This window comes from Halomonas organivorans, from assembly GCF_014192055.1.
GTDB classification, from domain to species: domain Bacteria; phylum Pseudomonadota; class Gammaproteobacteria; order Pseudomonadales; family Halomonadaceae; genus Halomonas; species Halomonas organivorans.
The window spans coordinates 1-14866 of record NZ_JACHXM010000055.1; the positions used below are offsets into that span (position 1 = coordinate 1).

At 68.2% G+C, this 14866-nt stretch carries 12 protein-coding genes; 7 read left to right on the top strand and 5 right to left on the bottom strand.

Features of this window, described 5'->3' with window-relative positions; all coding sequences use genetic code 11:
• The first annotated feature begins 67 nt into the window (after positions 1–67).
• The 3 genes from FHR96_RS21910 to trpC are packed head-to-tail and all read left to right on the top strand — an operon-like array spanning position 68 to position 2531.
• Positions 68–652 (top strand): anthranilate synthase component II, encoded by a 585-nt coding sequence (locus FHR96_RS21910; RefSeq protein WP_183389838.1) that lies wholly within the window; start codon positions 68–70, stop codon positions 650–652.
• Between the two features lie 30 nt (positions 653–682).
• The gene (gene trpD, locus FHR96_RS21915) at positions 683–1702 is read left to right on the top strand and encodes an anthranilate phosphoribosyltransferase (protein WP_183389839.1); all 1020 of its coding nucleotides are present in this window, start codon (positions 683–685) and stop codon (positions 1700–1702) included.
• Between the two features lie 22 nt (positions 1703–1724).
• Positions 1725–2531: an indole-3-glycerol phosphate synthase TrpC gene (trpC, locus tag FHR96_RS21920; protein WP_183389840.1), complete on the top strand. Its 807-nt coding sequence runs from the start codon at positions 1725–1727 to the stop codon at positions 2529–2531.
• Between the two features lie 108 nt (positions 2532–2639).
• Here the strand turns inward: trpC and FHR96_RS21925 are convergent, their stop codons facing one another.
• Entirely contained in the window at positions 2640–3596 is a 957-nt protein-coding gene (locus FHR96_RS21925; protein WP_183389841.1) for a helix-turn-helix domain-containing protein, read from the bottom strand.
• Positions 3597–3785: 189 nt separating this feature from the next.
• Here FHR96_RS21925 and FHR96_RS21930 point away from each other — a divergent pair, with 189 nt between their 5' ends.
• The 3 genes from FHR96_RS21930 (at position 3786) to eat (ending at position 7566) form a co-directional block, all read left to right on the top strand.
• Positions 3786–5195 carry an ethanolamine ammonia-lyase subunit EutB gene (locus FHR96_RS21930; RefSeq protein ID WP_183389842.1) on the top strand — a complete coding sequence of 470 codons (1410 nt, stop codon included), beginning with the start codon at positions 3786–3788 and terminating at the stop codon, positions 5193–5195.
• Positions 5192–6010, top strand: coding sequence for an ethanolamine ammonia-lyase subunit EutC (eutC, locus tag FHR96_RS21935; protein ID WP_183389843.1), 819 nt, complete (start codon positions 5192–5194; stop codon positions 6008–6010). Before FHR96_RS21930 ends, eutC begins: the two co-directional genes overlap by 4 nt.
• A 140-nt stretch (positions 6011–6150) precedes the next feature.
• A complete protein-coding gene (eat, locus tag FHR96_RS21940; protein ID WP_183389844.1) occupies positions 6151–7566 on the top strand; it encodes an ethanolamine permease in 1416 nt (471 codons plus the stop codon).
• An 81-nt stretch (positions 7567–7647) separates the two neighbouring features.
• Here eat and FHR96_RS21945 read toward each other — a convergent pair whose 3' ends face one another.
• From FHR96_RS21945 to FHR96_RS21955, 3 genes are all read right to left on the bottom strand, one after another.
• On the bottom strand, positions 7648–9474 hold the full coding sequence (locus tag FHR96_RS21945) for a cation:proton antiporter (protein WP_183389845.1): 1827 nt from the start codon (positions 9472–9474) through the stop codon (positions 7648–7650).
• Positions 9475–9573: 99 nt separating this feature from the next.
• A complete protein-coding gene (locus FHR96_RS21950; protein WP_183389846.1) occupies positions 9574–9774 on the bottom strand; it encodes a DUF2905 domain-containing protein in 201 nt (66 codons plus the stop codon).
• 38 nt (positions 9775–9812) lie between these two features.
• Positions 9813–13010 (bottom strand): FAD-binding and (Fe-S)-binding domain-containing protein, encoded by a 3198-nt coding sequence (locus tag FHR96_RS21955; protein WP_183389847.1) that lies wholly within the window; start codon positions 13008–13010, stop codon positions 9813–9815.
• Positions 13011–13181: 171 nt separating this feature from the next.
• On the opposite strand from FHR96_RS21955, the gene serS reads away from it, so the two are divergent.
• Entirely contained in the window at positions 13182–14459 is a 1278-nt protein-coding gene (gene serS, locus FHR96_RS21960) for a serine--tRNA ligase (RefSeq protein ID WP_183389848.1), read from the top strand.
• A 185-nt stretch (positions 14460–14644) separates the two neighbouring features.
• Here the strand turns inward: serS and FHR96_RS21965 are convergent.
• Positions 14645–14866, bottom strand: a 222-nt coding sequence (locus tag FHR96_RS21965) for a hypothetical protein (RefSeq protein ID WP_183389849.1), incomplete at its 5' end; no start/stop codon positions are given.

Consider the following 14866-nt stretch of genomic DNA (forward strand, 5'->3'; position numbering starts at 1 on the left):
GTAAGATCCTGGGTAACAAACAGAGCCCGAAAATAGAAACCACTGCAAAATCAAGGACCCTATCGCCATGTCCGTGCTGATGATCGATAACTACGACAGTTTCACCTTCAACGTCGTGCAATACCTGGGCGAGCTCGGTGCCGAGGTGGTGACCCATCGCAACGACGCCATCACCCTGGAGCAGATCGAAGCCCTGGCGCCGAGCCACCTGGTGGTCTCTCCGGGCCCCTGCACGCCGAACGAGGCCGGCATTTCCATGGCCGCGATCCGGCACTTCGCCGGACGCCTGCCGATCCTCGGCATCTGCCTTGGCCACCAGGCCATCGGTCAGGTGTTCGGCGGCGAGGTGCGGCGGGCTCCCGAGGTGATGCACGGCAAGACCTCGCGGATTCGCCATCGGGGGCAGGGCGTGTTCGCCGGCCTGGAGGATCCGCTGGAGGTCACCCGCTATCATTCGCTGGTGGTGGACCGCGAGAGCCTGCCGGCGTGTCTGGAAGTCACCGCCTGGACCGACGAGGACGACGTGACGCCGGGGCTGATCATGGGCATGCGCCACCGCGAGCTCGACATCGAAGGCGTCCAGTTCCACCCCGAATCCATCCTCACGCGCCAGGGCCACGAGCTCCTGGCCAACTTTCTCGAGCGTCGCTGAATGCTGCCACTGCCAAAGGAGAAGACGGCCATGCAGATGCGGGAAGCCCTCGGCGCACTGATGCGCCATGAGAACCTGAACTTCGATCAGACCCATGCGCTGATGACCACGATCATGACCGGCGAGGCCAGCGATGCCCAGATCGCCGCCTTCCTGATGGGCATGGCCATGAAGGGGGAGTCCGCCGAGGAGATCAGTGCCGCCGCCCAGGTGATGCGCGAGCTGATGAAACCGGTGACGCTGAACGCCGAGAACGTGGTCGACATCGTCGGCACCGGCGGCGACGGCGCCAACCTGTTCAACGTGTCTACCGCCTCGAGCTTCGTGGCCGCCGCTGCCGGGGCGCACGTGGCCAAGCACGGCAACCGTGGGGTGTCTTCTTCCTCGGGCAGCGCCGACCTGTTCGCCGTGGCCGGTATCGGCCTCGACCTGGAGGCCGATCAGGTGGCGCGCTGCATCGAGGAAGTGGGCGTCGGCTTCATGTTCGCCCCCAACCACCACCCCGCCATGCGCCACGCGATCACCGCACGTCGCGAGATGGGCGTGCGCACGCTGTTCAATATCCTCGGACCGCTGACCAACCCGGCCGGTGCCCGCAACCAGCTACTTGGCGTCTACGCGCTCGAGCTGGTGCCGCTGATGGCCGAGGTGCTCAAGCGCCTGGGCAGCCACCATGTGCTGGTGGTATGCGCCGAGGATGGCCTCGACGAGATATCGCTGGCCGCACCGACCCGTGTTGCCGAGCTCAAGGACGGCGAGATCACCGAGTACACCATCGCCCCAGAGGACTTCGGCATCGCTCGCCACGACCTCGACGCGCTCAAGGTGAAGACCGCCGAGGACAGCCTGCGGCTGGTGGAGCAGGCGTTGACCGGTGAGGGGCCGGCGGCGGACATCGTGGCGCTCAACGCCGGTGCGGCGCTGTATGCCGCCGATGTCGCCGACACGCTCAAGGAAGGCGTGGCCCTGGCGCAGGATGCCCAGGACAGCCAGCTGGCCCGCGAGAAGCTCAAGGAACTGGCCAACTTCACCCGCGTCTTCGCCCAGTAGCCGCCCGACAAGGATTGCCGATATGCCCGCAGCTTCCGATACCCCGACCATCCTGACGCGCATCCTGGCCCGCAAGGACGAGGAGGTGGCCGAACGCCGCCGAGCCGTTTCCGAGGCCGAATTGCTGGCCCTGGCCGGCCATCAATCCACTCCGCGTGGCTTCGTGGCCGCCCTGGACGAACGCATGCGCGACGGGGACCCGGCGGTGATCGCCGAGGTCAAGAAGGCCTCACCCTCCAAGGGCGTGATCCGCGAGGACTTCCGCCCGGGCGAGATCGCCGCCAGCTACGCCGAGGGCGGAGCGGCCTGCCTGTCGGTACTCACCGACGCCGACTTCTTCCAGGGCCACGAGGACTTCCTGGTCGAGGCCCGCGAGGCCTGCTCGCTGCCGGTGATCCGCAAGGACTTCATCACTCACGGCTATCAGGTCAGCGAGGCGCGCGCCATCGGCGCCGACTGTATCCTGCTGATCGCCGCCGCCCTGGACGACGCTCGGCTGGCCGATCTGCATCGTCAGGCCACCGAGCTCGGCATGGACGTGCTGGTCGAGGTCCATGACGCCGCCGAGTTGGAGCGTGCCCTGGCGCTGGACCTCTCGCTGGTCGGCATCAACAATCGCGACCTGCATACCTTCGAGACCCGGCTCGAGACCACTCTCGACCTGCTGCCGCGCATTCCCGCCGGCGTCACCGTGGTCACCGAGTCCGGCATCCACACCCGTGGCGATGTCCTGCGCATGCGCGAGCACGACGTCCACGGCTTCCTGGTGGGCGAGGCCTTCATGCGTCGCGAAGCCCCTGGAGAGGCTCTGCGCGAACTGTTCTTCTAGATGTCGCGCGTCACGGTACCTGCCTAGGCGCTGTGGCATGACATACCACCCCCGGAGATCGCTCTCCGGGGGTGGTGTCGTTCTGGGGGACGCTCGCTCGACATCGACTCAGTGGCGGTGCCGGGCCAGGGTGGCCGAGGGGGATTCGCCGAACAGTCGGCGGTAGTCACGGGAAAACTGCCCCAGGTGATAGAAGCCCCAGTCGCTGGCCACCTGGCCCACCGTGGTGCTGGCATCCGGTTCGCACAGGCGCCGGCGCACCCGGTTGAGCCGGGTCAGGCGCAGGAACTGGATGGGGCTCACGCCGAGGATGCTGGTGAAGCTGTAGCGCAGGGTGCGCTGGCTGACGTGGGCGATCCTGCATAGCTCGTCGAGGCTGACCGGGGGTGTCGCGCCGCTCTCCAGGTGGGTGCGGACGCGATCCACGACCTGGCGGCGGTGGCGGTAGCTGGGCGGGCGTTCGGTGTTGGGCGTTTCCTCATTCAGGATCTCCTGTAGCGCCAGGCCGAGGATGTCCTGATGGACCGGAATCTCGAGCCTCTCGTCCTGCATGCCCAGCAGGCGCTCGATCAGGAAGGTCGTGGCCCGTCGCGTCCGCTGGGGTAGCCGCAGGCGCATCAGTCGCTCGGGGTCGGCCTCCAGCAGCGGGCAGGCCGCCTCGCCGGCCACCCGTGTCAGCCAGTCGCGGCCGACCACCAGTCCGTAGATGTCGAAGCCATCGGGCGTGACCAGCTCGAAGTCGTGGCCACCGGGCTGGCACATGATCTCCCGCTCGCCGACTCGGTGGCCGTTGATGCGGCAGTCCCCGGGACCGGCGGGGATGCCCATCCACAGCGAGTCGGGCCAGACGTTGCACTGCTGGCCCAGCGCATGGCTGGTGTATTCCTTGAACACTTGCATCGCCGGCAGATGGACCTCGTCGATGCGGCCGTAGAAGCCGCCCTGGCCGAACTGGTCGTATTCCTGGGACCAGTCGGTGAGGTTGTGGGCGTGCTCGTTGGCGTCCCATGCCTCCCACTTGCACTTCCTTGGTGCACTCTCGGCGGTTCGAATCGTCTGTGACATGCGATGTCACTCCTTCTTCCCCGGCCCTTCACCGGGCTCTATGGGGTAAGTTGTTGTTGGCATTGAACAATCGTATTTTGCCGGAAAACGATAACGCCGGCTGGGACGCCCTCGTTACCCTTTCATGAAGCAACATTCGTTCCGTTCCGGGGCCTCGCCGCAGCCCGAACGCTCGACATGGAGACGCTCATGGCCAAGGCATACCACCATACGCTGGGAAACCGGCGCTATCACTTCGCGAGTCTCGCCGAGCTGATGGCCAAGGCCACGCCGGCCCGCTCCGGCGACCGGCTGGCCGGTGTCATCGCCGACTCCGCCGAGCAGCGAGTGGTGGCCCAGATGGCGCTGGCGGAGCTGCCGCTCACGACCTTCCTCGAGGACCATCTGGTGCCCTACGGCGAGGACGAGATCACCCGGCTGATCATCGATAGCCACGACGCCGCTGCCTTCGCACCGATTCGTCATCTGACGGTCGGCGACTTCCGCAACTGGCTGCTCAGCGATCTCGCCACCCCCGAGACGATCACCCGGGTGCGCGCCGGGATCACTCCGGAGATGGCCGCCGCGGTCAGCAAGATCATGCGTAACCAGGACCTCATTCTCGTCGCCCGCAAGTGCCGTGTGACCACTGCCTTTCGCAACACCATCGGCCTGCCGGGGCGGCTCTCCACGCGGCTGCAGCCCAATCACCCCACCGACGACGTCACCGGGATCGCCGCCAGCATCCTCGACGGCCTGCTCTACGGCAACGGCGATGCGGTGATCGGCATCAACCCGGCCACCGACAACGTCGCCCAGAGCATCAAGCTGATGACGCTGATGGACGAGGTGATCCAGACGTATCGGATTCCCACCCAGTCCTGCGTGCTGACCCACGTCACCAACACCCTGGAGGCGATCGAGCAGGGCGCCCCGGTGGACCTGGTGTTCCAGTCCATCGGCGGCACCCAGGCGACCAACGAGAGCTTCGGCTTCGATCTCGCCACCCTCGGTGAGGCGCGGGACGCCGCTCGCAGCCTCAAGCGCGGCACCGTGGGCGACAACGTCATGTACTTCGAGACCGGGCAGGGCAGCTCGCTGTCCGCCAACGCCCATCATGGTCTCGACCAGCAGACCTGCGAGGCCCGTGCCTATGCCGTGGCCCGCCACTTCGAGCCGCTGCTGGTCAACACCGTGGTCGGCTTCATCGGCCCCGAGTACCTGTTCGACGGCAAGCAGATCATCCGCGCCGGCCTCGAGGATCACTTCTGCGCCAAGCTGCTCGGCGTGCCCATGGGCTGCGACATCTGCTACACCAACCACGCCGATGCCGACCAGAACGACATGGACAACCTGCTGACCCTGCTGGGCGCGGCGGGCTGCACCTTCATCATGGGCATCCCCGGCTCCGACGACATCATGCTCAACTACCAGACCACCTCCTTCCACGACGCGCTCTATGCGCGCCGGGTGCTCGACCTGTCGCCGTCGCCGGAGTTCGAGAAGTGGCTCGACGAGATGGCGATCTTCGAGGATGTGGCTCGCCATCGCCCCAGCGGCAGGCTGCCCGAGGCCTTCGCCCGCCCGCTGAGCCGCCTCCCCGAGGGAGGTGTCCGATGAGCGATGCGACTCCCACTCACGGCGTCACCGATAACCCCTGGCATCGGTTGCGCGAGTTCACCGACGCGCGCATCGGCCTCGGCCGCGCCGGCACCAGCCTGCCCACCCGGCGTTCGCTGGAGTTCCAGCTCGCCCATGCCCGGGCCCAAGACGCCGTGCACCTGCCGCTGGACGTCGAGGCGCTGCGCTGCGCTCTCGACGGCCTGGAAACCGGCCAGCCGATCCATCGCCTGCACAGCCGGGCGGCCGATCGCGAGACCTACCTGCAGCGTCCGGACTGGGGGCGGCGGCTTGACGCCGCCTCCCGTGAGCGGCTAGCCGACGACGCGCCGCGTCCCCCCGTGGATCTGGCCATCGCCGTGGTCGACGGGCTGTCGTCGCTGGCCGTGCAGCAGAACGCGCCGCCCTTCCTCGAGGGGCTGATGCGGCGGTTGGCCGAAGACGACCAGGACTGGTCGCTGGCGCCGCTGACGGTGGTCGAGCAGGGACGGGTGGCGATCGGCGACGAGATCGGCGAATGCCTCAACGCCCGGGCCGTGCTGGTGCTGATCGGCGAGCGGCCGGGGCTCAGCTCGCCGGACAGTCTCGGACTCTATCTGACCTGGGGGCCGAGGGTCGGGCTGAACGATGCCGCCCGCAACTGCATCTCCAACGTGCGTCCGGCGGGCTTCGTCTTCGAGGAGGCCAGCCGACGTCAGATGTACCTGCTGCGGGAGGCCCGGGCCAGGGGCCTCTCCGGCGTGCAGCTCAAGGATCGCACCCAGGACGACGTCATCGAGTCCTCGGGCGGCGTCCGGAACTTCCTGACTTCTTGAACGCCTCGACTTCCGGTCTCCGGGCACGACTCCCCAAACCGGCGGGTCTGCGCCCGTCATCCTCCATCGCGATCTCATGACACGACCTCACAACGCGATTTCACAACGTGATTTCACAACAACAGCGCAAAGGTGACCCGATGAACGATGCGACTCTGGACCAGGATTACCTGGCCAAACGACAGCTGAAGAGGGGCAGTGCCGGCTGGCTGCTGCTGGCCGGCCTCGGCGTGTCCTACGTGATCTCCGGCGATTTCGCCGGCTGGAACTTCGGCATCGCCGAGGCGGGCTGGGGCGGCTTCGTGATCGCCGCCGGCCTGATGGGGCTGATGTACTTCGCCCTGGTGCTGTCGCTGGCCGAGATGTCGGCGGCGATTCCCGCCGCCGGAGGCGGTTACAGCTTCGCCCGCCAGGCCATGGGCCCGGCCGGCGGCTACCTGACCGGCCTGGCGGTGCTGATCGAATACGCCCTGGCGCCGGCGGCCATCGTCATCTTCATCGGCGCCGCGGTGGAGGAACTGCTGGGGATCAACGGCCCCGCGGTCTATGCGCTGTTCTACGCGGTGTTCATCGGCATCCACCTGACCGGCGCCGGCGAGGCGCTCAAGGTGATGATGGTGATCAGCGGCCTGGCGGTGTTCGCGATCCTGGCCACCGCCCTGGCGCTGTTCGGCGTGTTCGATACCGGCCGGTTGTTCGACATTGCGCCTACCGACGCCGCCGGCGCCAGTGCCTTCCTGCCCTTCGGCTGGGCCGGGGTGTGGGCCGCGCTGCCGTTCGGCATGTGGCTGTTCCTGGCCGTGGAGGGCGTGCCACTGGCCGCCGAGGAAGCCAAGAACCCCGCCCGTGACGTGCCGCGCGGGATCATCGGCGCCATGCTGTTCCTGCTGGTCACGGCGGTGCTGGTGGTGGTGCTGCTGGCCGGGGCGGCCGGAGCCGGCGCCATCGGCGCAAGCGGCGTGCCGCTGGTCGACGCGCTCAAGGCCGCCGATCATCCGACGCTGGCCACCCTGGTCAACGTGTTGGGCCTGGCCGGGTTGATCGCTTCCTTTTTCTCGATCATCTACGGCTACAGCCGCCTGGTGTTTGCCCTGTCGCGGGCCGGCTACCTGCCGAAGAGGCTGTCGCTGACCAGCCGCCGCAAGGCGCCGACCTGGGCGCTGGTGGTGCCCGGCGTGTTCGGTTTCCTGGTCTCGCTGAGCGGCGAGGGCGACCTGATCCTGGGCATGGCCGTGGTCGGGGCCACCGTGTCCTACGCGCTGATGGCGCTGAGCCACATCCTGCTGCGCGTGAAGCGCCCCGAGCTGGCGCGCCCCTACCGCACGCCCGGCGGCATCCTGACCTCAGGCGTGGCGCTGGTGCTGTCGCTGGTCGCCCTGTCCGGCGTGTACGCCTTCGATCCGCGGGCCTTCCTCTATACCCTGGGGCTGTTCGCGGTCGGCGCGGCCTACTTCTTCCTGTACAGCAAGAATACCCTGGTGGCGAAGACCGCCGACGAGGAGTTCGCCCTGGTGGCAGACGCCGAGGAGAGCCTCGAGGCCAGCCCTGCCAACTGAGCGTGAGGACCTGCCGCTAACGCAACGGGGCCGCCCAGATGGGCGGCCCCGTTGCGTGGTGGGCAGAATGAACGACAGCGCCTAGATCGGACTCGCCACCGTCTGCAGCGAGTGCTTGGGCGAGTCGGCATGGACCAGGCTGATCAGGGTGTCGCCGCGCTTGGGCGAGAGCCCGGTCTCGCCGGTCGCTATCCGGAGGCGTCCGGAGGGGCCAATGCACAGCATCGGCAGCCAGCGACCGGCGTGGGCCTGGCGCAGCGGCTCCATGCGGAATTTTTCGCCGCAGCGCTCCAGGCGAACTTCTCCGCCTTCCGCCACCAGGCGCGATAGCTTGGCATAGGTCACGTCGCGGCCGAACAGCAGCGGCAGGTGGTCCAGCGCCTGGCCCTGGGGGCGATTGCCGCGCCGACCTTCGTCCACCGCCAGGCGGAAGACACGGTCGCGGCCCAGCAGATGCTCGAAGTGCAGCGCCGCCAGGTCGTTGAGCTCCCGGTAGGGAGACAGCGGCAGCAGGTAGCCGATGCCGCTGAGCTCCAGGTGCTGGGCAGCGTGCTCGGAGAGCGGGTCGCCGTAGTAGGTGGTCAGGCCCTCGTTGCGGGCCAGCTGGATGGCGTCCCAGCTGCTGTCGGCCAGTACCACGCTGACGCCGGCATCGCGCAGGGTGCAGGCCAGCTGGCGTGCCACGGCGTTGGCCCCGATGATCAGCACGCCGTTGGGCGAGGGACGCTGAACGCCCAGCCAGTGGGCAAGCGGTCGCGACAGCAGGCTCTGGCTGACCACGGTGCTGATGATCACCAGGAAGGTCACCGGCACCAGCATTTCGGCGCCGGGCATGCCGGCGTCCTCGAGGCGCAGGGCGAACAGGGAAGCCACGGCGGCGGCCACGATGCCGCGCGGCGAGATGAAGGCCAGCAGGGCCTTCTCGCGCCACTCCAGACCGCTGCCCAGGGTGCATAGCCACACGGCCAGCGGCCTGGCGACGCCCACCAGCATGATCAGGAAGACCCAGGCCGGCCAGCCCAGCAGGGCCAGCTGTTCCACGGTGAGTCGCGCGGCGAGCAGCAGGAAGAGCCCCGAGATCAGCAGCACCGAGAGGGTTTCCTTGAACTCGATGATGGGGCGAGTGGGCACACCGCGCATGTTGGCCATCCACACCCCCATTACCGTCACCGTGAGCAGCCCCGACTCGTGGAACAGCTGGTTGGACACGGTGAACAGCGTCAGCATCAGCATCAGGGTGCCGAAGCTGTGCAACTGGTGGGGTAGCCAGTGGTGGCGCAGCATGAGGCCCCAGCTGTAGCCGCCGGCGATGCCCAGGCCGAAGCCGATCAGCGCCGTCTGGCCGAACAATGCCAGGGTATGGGTGGCCGCCGCGCCGCCGGAGCCCAGCGCCACGAACTCGTAGACCAGCACCGCGCCGATGGCGCCCATGGGGTCGATCAGGATGCCTTCCCAGCGCAGGATCTGGGTCAGGTGCTCGCGGGCGCGCAGCGTCTGCAGCATCGGCAGGATTACCGTCGGGCCGGTGACCACCAGCAGCGCGCCCAGCACGCTGGCCATCTCCCAGGAGAGATCCAGCAGCAGCCGTGCGGCGATGGTGGCGATGACGCCGGTGATCAACGCTCCCCAGGTCACCAGGCGGCGCACCGTGCGACCGTGGCCGCCCAGCTCACGGAAATTGAGGGTCAGGCTGCCCTCGAACAGGATCACCGCCACCGCCAGCGACACCAGCGGGAACAGCAGCTCGCCGAACAGGGCATCGGGATCGAGTAGCCCGGTAATGGGACCGGCAGTGATGCCGGCCACCAGCAGCATGAGGATCGCCGGCAGTTTCAACTGCCAGGCGATCCATTGGCAGATCAGCGCCATCAGGCCGATCATCGCCAGGTCGAAGCCGGCATGCTCCATGATCGCTCGCTCTTTATGGATGGGATAAAGGGCGCGCAGCCTAGCGTTGCCGGGCTCGACATGCAATCCATCGGCGCGATGCATGTGGCCGATGTCGTCTCAGCGGCGGAACAGCCATAGCAGCAGCGACAGCACGACGCTGATCAGCAGCATGGTCGTGAGGGGGAAATAGAAGGTGGTTTGGCCGCGGCGAATCAGGATGTCGCCTGGCAGCTGCCCCAGGGGCAGCCTGCCGAGCCAGGGCCACAGCAGCCCGGCGGCGACCAGCAGCAGGCCGATAACGATCAGCGTGCGTGACATGGTGTCTCCTCCGGGCCGCGGGAGGTGAGGGCCGCCGCTCAGGCGCCCCGCTTGAGCGCTTCCAGCAGCGCCTGCAGCGGGTGGCGCAGCGCGGCGTCCGAGAGCCGCCTGGCCTGGCTGCGGCAGGAGTAGCCGCTGGCCAGCAGCCGGCCGGCGTTGGCCGGGTCCTCGACCTTGGGCTGCCAGGACTGGGCGTAGATGGTCTTCGAGGTCTCGAGGTTGCGTGCCTCGTGACCGTAGGTGCCGGACATGCCGCAGCAGCCGCTGGCCACTACCTCGAGCTCCAGGCCGAAGGCGGCGAACAGCCGCTGCCAGGCCTTGGGCGTGCCCGGGGCGTTGGTCTTCTCGGTGCAGTGGGCGAGCAGCCGGTAGCCGGGATCGTCGAGGCTCGAGCCCTCCGGTGCCAGCTCGGGCGCGCGCTCGCTCAGCCGCTCACTCAGCCATTCCGGCAGCAGCTGCACCTCGGGCACGGCGTCGGGGCCCAGCGCCTTCACGTACTCCTGGCGATAGGTCAGGGTCATCGCCGGGTCGATGCCGACCAGCGGCACGCCGGCCTCGGCCAGCGTCCGCAGCCGTTCGGCCTGCTTCTCGGCGGTGCGCGCGAAGGCGCCGAGGAAGCCCTGCACGTGCAGCGGCTTGCCGTTGGGGGCGAAGGGCGCGACGAACACCCGCACGTCGAGGCGCTCGAGCAGCTCGACCACGTCCATCACCAGCTTGGATTCGAAGTGGCTGGTGAAGGCGTCCTGCACCAGCACCACGCTGTTGGCGCGCTGGGCCTCGGTGAGCCGGCCCAGCGATGTCGGCGTGGCTTCGGGCACGCCCCAGGCCTTGAGCTGCTGGTCGAGGCGCGCCCGTGACAGCCGGGGGCTGTCGACCATGCCCACCGGGCCGGCCAGCAGGCGGCTGACCCAGCGATTGTCCAGGGCGGCGTTGTAGAGCGGCGCGACGCGGGCGAGCGTCGGCACCATGAACTCCAGCCCGCCGATCAGGTAGTCGCGCGGCGGACGCAGGTAGCGGCCGTGGTAGACCTCGAGGAACTGCGAGCGGAAGGTCGGCACGTTGACCTTGACCGGGCACTGGCCGGCGCAGGACTTGCAGGCCAGGCAGCCGGCCATGGCGTCGTAGACCTGGTGGGAGAAGTCGTCCTCGCCGCGGCGCTTGGCCAGGGTGTTCCTGAGCTTGCCGGGGAAGGCCTTGAGCGCGCCCCAGGCGCCGCCGCTGCGCACCTCACGCGAGGCCTCGAGCACGTCGACACCGGCCTCGCCCTGCAGGCGCAGCCATTCGCGCATCAGGCTGGCGCGGCCCTTGGGCGAGTGGATGCGCTGGCGGGTAGCCTTCCACGACGGGCACATGGCGTCGTCGGGATCGTAGTTGTAGCAGGCACCGTTGCCGTTGCAGTAGACGGCATCGCCGTGGGCCTGCCAGACCCGCTCGTCGATACGGCGATCCAGCTGGCCGCGGGTCGGCACCCCGTCGATGGCCAGCAGCCCCGGGTCGACCCACTTCACGGCCTGCTCGTCTTCGCCCCCTTCTGGGCGGGACTGGGCGTCATTTTCGACCGACGGAGCCCTACCCGCGTGTTCGGGCGGGGGAAATGAAGAGAAAGGCGTGGCGATCTTGCCCGGATTCAACTGGTTATGCGGATCGAAGGCGCCCTTGAGCCGCTGCAGGCTCGGGTAGAGCGGGCCGAAGAAGGCCGGGGCGTACTCCGAGCGCACGCCCTTGCCGTGCTCGCCCCACAGCAGGCCGCCGTACTTCCGGGTCAGCGCGGCGACCGCGTCGGAGATCTCGCGGATCATCGCCTCCTGGGCCGGGTCCTTCATGTCCAGCGCCGGGCGCACGTGGAGCACCCCGGCGTCGACGTGGCCGAACATGCCGTAGGCCAGGCCGCGGGCGTCGAGCAGGGCGCGGAACTCGGCGATGTAGTCGGCCAGCTGCTCCGGCGGCACCGCGGTGTCCTCGACGAAGGGCAGCGGGCGCTTCTCGCCCTGGACGTTGCCGAGCAGGCCCACGGCGCGCTTGCGCATGCCGTAGACCCGGGTGATCGCTTCCCGGCCCACGGCCTGGGTGTAGCCCAGCCGGGTGACGCTGTCGTCCTTTGCGAGATGTTCGCAGAAGGCCGCGACCCGCTCGCTCAGCCGCTCGGGGTCGTCGTCGTTGAACTCGACCAGGTTGATGCCGTGGGTCGGCGTGTCGCCGGTTTCTGGAAAGAACTCGCCGACGCTGTCCCACACGAAGTCCTGCTGGGCCAGGCCCAGCACCTTGTCGTCCACCGTCTCGATGGAGGTGGGAGAGGCGGAGCTTGCCATGAGAGCCTTGGCGTCGCGCAGGGCGTCCATGAAGCCGGCGTAGCGCACGTTGACCAGGGTCGAGTGCCTGGGGATCGGCAGCACGCTGAGCACCGCCTCGCTGGTGAACGCCAGCGAGCCCTCGGCGCCGCACAGCACGCTGTTGAGATCGAACTTTCCTTCCGCCGTTCTCAAGTGGGCGAGATCGTAGCCGGTCAGGCAGCGGTTGAGCGGCGGGAAGGTCTCGCGGATGCGCTGGCGCTCGGTGTCGATGATCTCGCGGGCCATGCGATGCACCCGGCCCACGGCGTCGTCGCGCTGGCACAGCGCCTCGAGCTCGTCTTCGTCCACCGGGCGGGTAACCAGGCGCTCGCCGCCGAGCAGCACGCTGTCGAGCTCGAGCACGTGGTCGCGGGTCTTGCCGTACTCGCAGCTGCCCTGGCCGCTGGCGTCGGTGGCGATCATGCCGCCGATGGTGGCGCGGTTGGAGGTCGAGAGCTCGGGGGCGAAGAACAGCCCGTGGGGCTTGAGCGCGGCGTTGAGCTGGTCCTTGACCACGCCGGCCTGGACGCGCACCCGTCGGGCCTCGACGTCGATGTCGAGGATGGCGTTCATGTGCTTGGAGACGTCGACCATCAGGCCGTCGGTCAGCGACTGGCCGTTGGTGCCGGTGCCGCCGCCGCGGGGGGCCAGCGCGACCCGGCGGAACTCGTCGCGGGCGGCGAGCCGGGCCAGGCGCTCGAGGTCGGTGGCGTTCCTGGGATAGATTACCGCCTGGGGCAGGCGCTGGTAGATCGAGTTGTCGGTGGCCAGCACGGTGCGGTTGGCGTAGTCCGGGGCGATCTCGCCCTCGAAGCCGGCGTCCGCGAGGGCTTCGAGGAAGTGCAGGTAGGGCGCGTCGGCGCGGTCGGAGGCGCTGAGGCGCCCGGTGTCCAGTCTGGCGATCATGGCGTTTTTTGGGGTCGCTGTCGCTGCCGTGCGGGCAGGGGAGAGAAGGAACCACTACTGTACCGCGACGGGCCGCGTCACGCACCCGGGCGCGTGGCGCCGGGGCGGGCTTTTGCCTACAATGGCCGCCTTGCGTTTGTTGATTTCACCGACTGCGACGGACCGGATTCCATGCTCGATCCCAAACTGCTGCGCGGCGACCTCGAGATGGTCGCCCAACGATTGGCCACCCGAGGCTTCGCCCTCGACACCGCTCGTCTCGCCGACCTCGAATCCCGGCGCCGGGAGCTCCAGGCCGAGACCGAGCGCCTGCAGAACGAGCGCAACACCCGGTCCAAGGCGATCGGCAAGGCCAAGGCCGCCGGCGAGGACATCCAGCCGCTGCTCGACGAGGTCAGCGACCTGGGCGAGCGCCTGGACGCCGCCAAGTCGCGCCTGGCCGAGCTGCAGGCCGAGTGGGACGACCAGATCAGCGGCCTGCCGAACCTGCCCCACGAGAGCGTGCCCCAGGGCGAGAGCGAGGACGACAACGTCGAGCTGCACCGCTGGGGCACGCCGCGGACCTTCGACTTCGATGTCCGCGACCACGTCGACCTGGGCGCCCACACCGGCCAGCTCGACTTCGACCTGGCCGCCAAGCTGACCGGCGCCCGCTTCGCGGTGATGCGCGGCACCATCGCCCGGCTGCACCGTGCGCTGACCCAGTTCATGCTCGACAAGCAGACCCTCGAGCACGGCTACGAGGAGTGCTACGTCCCCTACATGGTCAACGACGACTCGCTGTACGGGACCGGCCAGTTGCCCAAGTTCGGCGAGGACCTGTTCCGCCTGGAGGACGAGCGCGGCTATCGCCTGATCCCCACCGCCGAGGTGCCGCTGACCAACTTCGCCCGCGGCGAGATCCTCGAGCACCGGCAGCTGCCGATGCGCCTCACCGCGCATACGCCGTGCTTCCGCAGCGAGGCCGGCTCCCACGGCCGCGACACTCGGGGCATGATCCGCCAGCACCAGTTCGACAAGGTCGAGATGGTGCAACTGGTCGATCCCGAGACCAGCTACGATACGCTGGAGGAGATGCGTGGCCACGCCGAGGCGATCCTCCAGGCGCTCGACCTGCCGTACCGTGTGGTCACCCTGTGCAGCGGCGACATGGGCTTCGGTGCCGCCAAGACCTACGACCTGGAAGTCTGGCTGCCGAGTCAGGAGACCTATCGCGAGATCTCTTCGGTCTCCAACTGCGAGGACTTCCAGGCTCGCCGGATGCAGGCACGCTTCCGTCATCCCGACGAGAAGAAGCCGCGGCTGCTGCACACTCTCAACGGCTCCGGCCTGGCCGTGGGGCGCTGCCTGATCGCCGTGATGGAGAACCACCAGAACGCCGACGGCTCGATCACCGTGCCCGAGGCGCTGCGGCCTTATCTGGGCGGGGTCGAAATCGTTAACGCTTGACCGGGCTGCGCCCGCAAGCGCGCGATGGTGTCGCTCGAAGAGGGAAGAGCGGCGCCACGCGAATTCCCGGCTTCGCCGGGAGCTGGAAGAGCCGGGCTTCGCCCGGAGCTGGAAGAACGCCCGCTTCGCGGGCTTAAGCTTGAAGATCGGTGCTTCGCACCTGGAAGAGCGCCCGCTTCGCGGGCTTAAGCTGGAAGCTTGAAGAAAACCCGGCCGGGCTTCGCCCGGAGCTTGAAGTCATAAGCTGGAAGCTTGAAGAAAACCCCGCCGGGCTTCGCCCGGAGCTTGAAGTCATAAGCTTGAAGCTGGAACAAAACCCTTGACCCGATGATGGCGGGGTTCATGCTGTCTTCCAGCTTCCAGCTTCCAGCTTCCAGCTTCCAGCTTCCAGCTTCCAGCTTCCAGCT